This window comes from Pseudoalteromonas sp. OANN1 (genome assembly GCF_024124685.1).
Lineage (GTDB): Bacteria > Pseudomonadota > Gammaproteobacteria > Enterobacterales > Alteromonadaceae > Pseudoalteromonas > Pseudoalteromonas piscicida.
In genome coordinates, this window is record NZ_JAMXSE010000025.1 from 94,177 (window position 1) to 100,765 (window position 6,589).

A 6,589-nucleotide genomic window follows, 5' to 3' on the forward strand; every position below is an offset into this window, starting at 1 on the left:
TTTTTTAACCTAGCCAATGCCGCTAAGTTGAGGTTAGTCAATTTTTACGGGAACAGGGAATATTTAGATGAAAGCAAACTTTGAATTAATGGCGGATTACAATCGCTGGATGAACGAAAGATTATATGAAGCTGTTTCGGGATTGAGCGTCACGGAATTACACCAAGATCGAGGGGCTTTTTTTGGCTCCATCATGGGGTCGTTAAACCATATTCTTGTTGCCGATATTATTTGGCTTAAGCGCTATACAAAGCATAGCTATCATGTTGAAGCACTGAACGCTGTAGCAACGATGCCGCTGCCGACAAAACTTGATGCGATGCTGTATGAAGATTTTGTAGCGTTGAGACAGGCACGGGCTGAAATGGATAAGGTGATTATTGAATTTGCGAATGAAGTCACTGAGGAGGCGCTTGCAGCCGATTTACACTACAAAAACACACAAGGTAAAACCTTTTCTCGCAAGTTTGGTTTTTTAGTGCATCATTTATTTAATCATCAGACGCACCATAGAGGGCAAATAACGACATTACTCAGCCAGATTGGTATTGATATGGGAGAAACCGATCTATTAGCTCGGATCCCTATATCATTTGGTTAGTGCTCTGGCTGGTTTTACCGCTTCAGTTATGTCTAGTGTTATCAGCAATGAGAAGGGTTATAAAGCTAGACATTAGCTCTACAGGTCTATTCAAAACCGTGTTCGGCAAAGCCTGCTAATAAGAATTTCACTCGCTAACTTTTCATAATAACTCTGAATAGAGCTCCTCTAGCCATTCATGAAGGTCCTCTATCGAGTCAAAATCTTCGTCTGTTAATTCTTCATACTCTGTTAGTGAAATAAGATTTAAGTCTATAGCCTCCCGAAGTTGAGCCTTTACCAAGTCGCTGTCATAAGGGTAAGATTCTCCGTGACCGATATCCATTCTTAATATATTGGAATCATAAACTTCAACATGACAATAGTCTCTTAATATTGATCTTAAAGGTTCTTTAATTTTGCTCATTCTAATTCACTTCTTTAGTTCAGGGGATAATGTGTGCAATTTAATGTTACCATCTTCTATTAGATATATAGCTTTGGCGTATCCGTTTGAAAAATCTGTAACCTCGTATCCAGTGGGGTTTTTCTTGGAACCTAATCTAGTTATTCCCCGTACCGCACTTCTGTAGTTAGAGCCAAAAATATCTTAAAGTGGTATTTATGTGCTCCTCGTTTATTCCGTTGAAACAACGCTATTGAGCGAATCAAGAAAACGTCGCCCCACATCACACTGACTCCTCAAACCACAAGCCGGATAGCGTAGTGGGAGGTGGTTTATCCGCCGAGAAGTTATGCTTTTCTGGTGTGGTGTTGACGTCGTCTAGGCGTTTTACCGTGGCTTGCATGCCTTCGATGGCGGCGTCTGGAAGTAGTAGGTCGTAGTGCCAGCTGGTAGACATGTCGTCGAGTGAATCGCGCAGGCCTTTGACGATGTTTTTTACTTCCGTGGCGGATTGTTTTCCTAGGTCTTGCCAGTCGATGTCTCTTAGGTATTTAACTGGGTCGCCTTTACCGAGCTTGCGTAAAACGGCAAGCGCAGCAGAGAGTGATTCTCCGGTATTTTTTAAGATAACCTTGCCTACGCCTTTGACTGCTGAGCCCACTACTGGCACTAAACCAATACCCGTTAGGGTAAAGGCAAGCCAAGCGTCAGTGTCGTTGGCTTCATCATCGTCAGTCAGTAACATGACATTGGCGGTGATATCTCGTAAATCCACGACTTGGTCGATAATTGGTATCATGGAAATCAAGGTACCTACCACGATTTGTGACGTGGAGGGGTTTTGATTAAAGTCGCCTTGTAGGGTGCCCCATAACCAATCACCTGCTCGGGTTGCGATGCCATTGGCTTCTATCAGTGGTGCAGTATTGCCGCTGCGTACCATTTCAGCCGCTCGCGCTGGGGTGATTTGTCCATACAGAGGATTTTTAGGGCGATTATCTTCTGGCAGGTAATCGCGTTTATCCTCACCATATTGCACGGTGTATTGACCAGGCGGTGCATTTTCGATTTTTGCTTTACCGCTGTCGTCTAAGTTACCGGTCAGCGCTGTGCCGTTTGCAAATCGAATGGTATAAGGTGCGCCCATAATTGGGCTGCCATCTTGATAGGTATAAGACAGCTCAATGGTACTGCTTGCCATGGTGGCAATGCCATCGGCAGCCAATGAGAGTCGAGCATTCTCAGAGAGCGCTTGAATTTGCGGTACACTCGGCATAGTGGCACTTTGTTTACCATCAATATCTTGCTCCATGCTGCCGTCAAACACGGTCATGGCTTTGCCTTTTAAGGTCAGTAACTTGTCTGCAAAGATGTTGACATTACCACTTGAGTCAATACTGATTTCACTGCCACCATTGGCAAGGGTGAGGTTGCCAGAGCCACTGCCTTTTACTGTGATATTGCCTTGGCTTTGGATGATTTGACTTCCCGCCGGTGCGGTGATGGTGAGGTTGTTGTCTGCCTTGAGGTTTATATCACTTTGGATAACACTGCGATGGCTGCGACCCGCCTTAAGGGTGATATTTTGTGTGGCGCTGACGTCAATTTGATTAGCGATGAGTTCAAAGTTAATCATCATCGCATTTTCAATTAATAAGTAAGTGTTTTTAGTGGTAAGGAGTTAAGTGGTTTTTATTTGCTACTTTAATAACAGGAGCATTTATTATGAATAAGCCTTAGCTATAAGCCCTTGTTGGTCTAGTATTTCTTTCTGACCAAATGATGCTAATACACTTAGATGGGCGAAAATATTTACTTTACTGACATTGTCAATGGTAGGCTGCCCACCAAGAAAAAAAGCGGGTTCAAAAGTATACATTTCGTTATATTTTAATTGAGATAATCGAAGTTTACATTTCTCAAAAAGTAAGCCTCCACTCGTATCATCTATATCCAGCGATGTTGGCCTTTTTGCACCAAAGAAAAACTGTATGGCATCGTTTTCTTCTCCAACTGCTATGTCTTCGGCATTACCTTCTTTCTCTATAATCCAACCGTGAGATGGGTCGATTAGATATTTATGTCCAAATTTCTCTCCCCATAAGAATAGCTCTCCAAAAGCACTGCGAGCAATTACATAATATGTGTCTTGCTCGATGATACCTATATCTCCAAGCCATGCATCTAAGGTATCTTCAAAATCATCGGGATTAGTTAACCAAAAAAGTCCTTCCCCGAAACCAGAAAATCCGTATTCACTCCAATATTCTAATAATCTAGTAGGTAGTTTACCTTCAAACTTTTTTATTATTTCTGCTGGGGCTTGATTTTTTTCACTAGGCTCTTCAAACTTTTCAAGAAACCACTCGAAATCTTCATCTATTTCAAATTGTTTGGTCATTATTCTAACCTCCTTACTTACACCGTTCTAATTCTATATTCATTTGGGTGGTAGGGCCCATTGTTCTCAACGCAACCCTTGCTGCCTCATCCATACCGGAAACTCTCCCCCCTTTAGACCACTGAGAACCGAGAGAGGAGTTTACATTTTTATTTCCGAGTTTGTTGATCTTATCACTACCGCCCGCTATCAGGTCAGGATCATGTAAAGCAGCTAACTGAGACATTTGTTCTTTTATCTTCTCTGTTGCGACTTTATCAGCATTTCGACCTTTAATACCCTGCTTTCTCAAACTTTTTAATATTGATTCATACATTTCGTCCTCTAACTTCTTTCTTGCTGATACTTGTGCCATTCCGCCATTCGTTAGAATTTTTCTTGCTTTTTTATGTCCATGCTCTTTAACAAGGTCAGTCAAGGTTTTACGGTTTTCTAAATATTGTTCAACCGTCATTTTATTGATGCCGTGCTGCTGAGCTTTTAGTTGTTTATAAAACTCTTTTTCTAGAGCTTGCTTACCACCCTTAAAGTTCTTCGCTAAGTCTTCGCCAGGCATGAAGCAAGGAGGTCTATACTTCTTCATTTTTATAGCTTTGAGTTTAGCCCCCGGCAACTCATTCCCTTTTGGCGGCTCCAACTCATCGGCTTTGGCTTTGGTGGGCTTATCGGTAACGCCTCGAATTGGTGATTGGCCTTGATATTCATCCAGTGCTTTATTAACTCGCTGTCCGATTTCTTGGGCGGCTTGTTGCATATGCTGGTCGATTTTGGGGGTGACGTCGTCTAGGCGTTTAACCGTGGTTTGCATGCCTTCGATGGCGGCGTCTGGAAGTAGTAGGTCGTAGTGCCAACTGGTAGATATGTCATCGAGTGAATCGCGCAAGCCTTTGACGATGTTTTTTACTTCCGTGGCGGATTGTTTTCCTAAGTCTTGCCAGTTGATGTCTCTTAGGTATTTAACAGGGTCACCTTTGCCGAGCTTGCGTAAAACGGCAAGCGCAGCAGAGAGGGATTCTCCGGTATTTTTAAGATAACCTTGTCTATAGACCTCTATTTAGTCGATTCTGAATATTGACATTTTGGTGCTCAGACTGGTTGAGCAACTCAGTTTACCCACAGTTTGGCTAGAATTTTCCGGCAGTTTTGCCCTGCGATGCACACATCGTACCGTGCGGCACTATGCCTCCTAGTCTCTGTCCACAAAACTGCTAAGGGTGTAAAACAAGTCAACACCCTTGGGTAAGCCTAGAAGCACGTATGGAAGATATATCCAGATTCAGATTAGGTTACTAAGCTCTCAAATTATTGAGAAGTTCATTTATATCTCTTGAAACATATATAAAAGCTTCTGGTGAATCAGGATCTTCTTCCACATTCACGAAGATTATAGGTGGATTTGAATGATCAATATTAAAATTATAGGCAAAAAAGTTGCCAGTACCTCCGGCATCAGCAATAGGAAAGATATTCGGATATAAATCTTTCCATTTATTAAATTTTTCCAGAGCACTATATAGCATGTGTTCAGAGGAACAATTTTCTAAAACGTGAAATAACGGTCCAAACGGTACGGGTGCTAAGTCACCTGATTCAATTACCTCTTTAGATGGTACTAACCCCTGCTTGTCAACTATAAAAGATTTGTAATCAGCAGGTAGTATAAAACCTATAATGGCCTCTATGGTTGAAATCTCATTGCTCGAGATATCTTGCAAAGGAGGATCTACATACTCTTCCCAAATTATATTCACTTTTTGCTCCTTGTTACTTTTTATAGCCTCCACCCCAAATAGACATTCCTCCAGTATGGGGCACGAAAGCGTCGTGTTCTATTTGATTGACTAACTGCATTCTACCTGTATCTTGATGGTGATGCCAAGTTAATCCTGCTGGTGGCTTTTTGGGGGCAGGGTCTTTTAAGAAATGTTTTAATTGAATATTTGTTAGCCCCATCTCTTCAGCTAAACTTGGGTTTTTCTGTAGTGAACTCCTCAGCCTTTCATTTGCATATTGAAAGTGTGAAGCAGCATCTTTATTACCTAAAAGGTTATTGGGTACATGTGTATCGAATTTGCTGTTAAAGATAGGAAATCCATATTTATCTCTCGCTAAAGTAATGCCATTCCTGGTTTCTATCTGGCCAGCTTTTTTAGAAAGAATAATTGTTTTTTCTTTCCCAGCGTTTATGCCAAACTGTATTATTGCTTTTCCACTATCTGATACTTTAACTTTACGTTCTAAGTCGTTCAGCTTTTCCATGGATTGCGGATCTATAGTGGTTGTGCCTTCAAAACTATTTTTTACCCCCGGCAACTCATTCCCTTTTGGTGGCTCCAATTCATCGGCTTTGGCTTTGGTGGGCTTATCGGTGACGCCTCGAATTGGTGATTGGCCTTGATACTCATCCAGTGCTTTATTAACTCGCTGTCCGATTTCTTGGGCGGCTTGTTGCATATGCTGGTCGATTTTGGGGGTGACGTCGTCTAAGCGTTTTACCGTGGCTTGCATGCCTTCAATGGCGGCGTCTGGAAGTAGTAGGTCGTAGTGCCAACTGGTAGACATGTCATCAAGTGAATCGCGCAGGCCTTTGACGATGTTTTTTACTTCCGTAGCGGATTGTTTTCCAAGGTCTTGCCAGTTGATGTCTCTTAGGTACTTAACTGGGTCGCCTTTGCCTAGCTTGCGTAAAACGGCAAGCGCAGCAGAGAGGGATTCTCCTGTATTTTTTAAGATAACCTTGCCCACACCTTTGACTGCTGAGCCCACAACTGGCACTAAACCAATGCCCGTGAGGGTAAAGGCAAGCCAAGCGTCGGTGTCGTTGGCTTCATCATCGTCAGTCAGTAGCATGACATTGGCGATGATATCTCGTAAATCCATGACTTGGTCGATAATCGGTATCATGGAAATCAAGGTACCTACTACGATTTGTGACGTGGAGGGGTTTTGATTAAAGTCGCCTTGTAGTGTGCCCCACAACCAATCACCTGCTTGGGTTGCAATGCCATTGGCTTCTATCAGTGGTGCGGTATTGCCGCTGCGTACCATTTCAGCCGCTTGCGCTGGGGTGATTTGTCCATACAGTGGATTTTTAGGGCGATTATCTTCTGGTAGGTAATCGCGTTTATCCTCACCATATTGCACGGTGTATTGACCGGGCGGTGCATTCTCAATTTTTGCTTTACCGCTGTCGTCTAAGTTA

General features: G+C 42.6%; 7 protein-coding genes and 1 pseudogene. 1 reads left to right on the forward strand and 7 read right to left on the reverse strand.

Annotated elements, in window-relative coordinates; genetic code table 11:
* The first annotated feature begins 67 nt into the window (after positions 1–67).
* Positions 68–601 carry a DinB family protein gene (locus NH462_RS18580; protein ID WP_010376002.1) on the forward strand — a complete coding sequence of 178 codons (534 nt, stop codon included), beginning with the start codon at positions 68–70 and terminating at the stop codon, positions 599–601.
* 142 nt (positions 602–743) lie between these two features.
* Here NH462_RS18580 and NH462_RS18585 read toward each other — a convergent pair whose 3' ends face one another.
* From NH462_RS18585 to NH462_RS23070, 7 genes and pseudogenes are all read right to left on the reverse strand, one after another.
* Positions 744–1,007: a hypothetical protein gene (locus NH462_RS18585; RefSeq protein ID WP_010376000.1), complete on the reverse strand. Its 264-nt coding sequence runs from the start codon at positions 1,005–1,007 to the stop codon at positions 744–746.
* Positions 1,008–1,269: 262 nt separating this feature from the next.
* Positions 1,270–2,625, reverse strand: coding sequence for a hypothetical protein (locus tag NH462_RS18590; protein ID WP_253107142.1), 1,356 nt, complete (start codon positions 2,623–2,625; stop codon positions 1,270–1,272).
* Between the two features lie 84 nt (positions 2,626–2,709).
* Positions 2,710–3,387 (reverse strand): GAD-like domain-containing protein, encoded by a 678-nt coding sequence (locus NH462_RS18595; protein ID WP_253107143.1) that lies wholly within the window; start codon positions 3,385–3,387, stop codon positions 2,710–2,712.
* Between the two features lie 13 nt (positions 3,388–3,400).
* Positions 3,401–4,270: a polymorphic toxin type 15 domain-containing protein gene (locus tag NH462_RS18600; protein ID WP_253107145.1), complete on the reverse strand. Its 870-nt coding sequence runs from the start codon at positions 4,268–4,270 to the stop codon at positions 3,401–3,403.
* Between the two features lie 406 nt (positions 4,271–4,676).
* Positions 4,677–5,138, reverse strand: a complete 462-nt coding sequence (locus tag NH462_RS18605; RefSeq protein ID WP_236596569.1) for an SMI1/KNR4 family protein — start codon at positions 5,136–5,138, stop codon at positions 4,677–4,679.
* A 13-nt stretch (positions 5,139–5,151) separates the two neighbouring features.
* On the reverse strand, positions 5,152–5,646 hold the full coding sequence (locus NH462_RS23065) for an HNH endonuclease (RefSeq protein ID WP_201435463.1): 495 nt from the start codon (positions 5,644–5,646) through the stop codon (positions 5,152–5,154).
* Positions 5,647–5,691: 45 nt separating this feature from the next.
* Positions 5,692–5,949: pseudogene (locus NH462_RS23070) on the reverse strand (hypothetical protein); the annotation flags it as partial.
* Between the last annotated feature and the right edge of the window lie 640 nt (positions 5,950–6,589).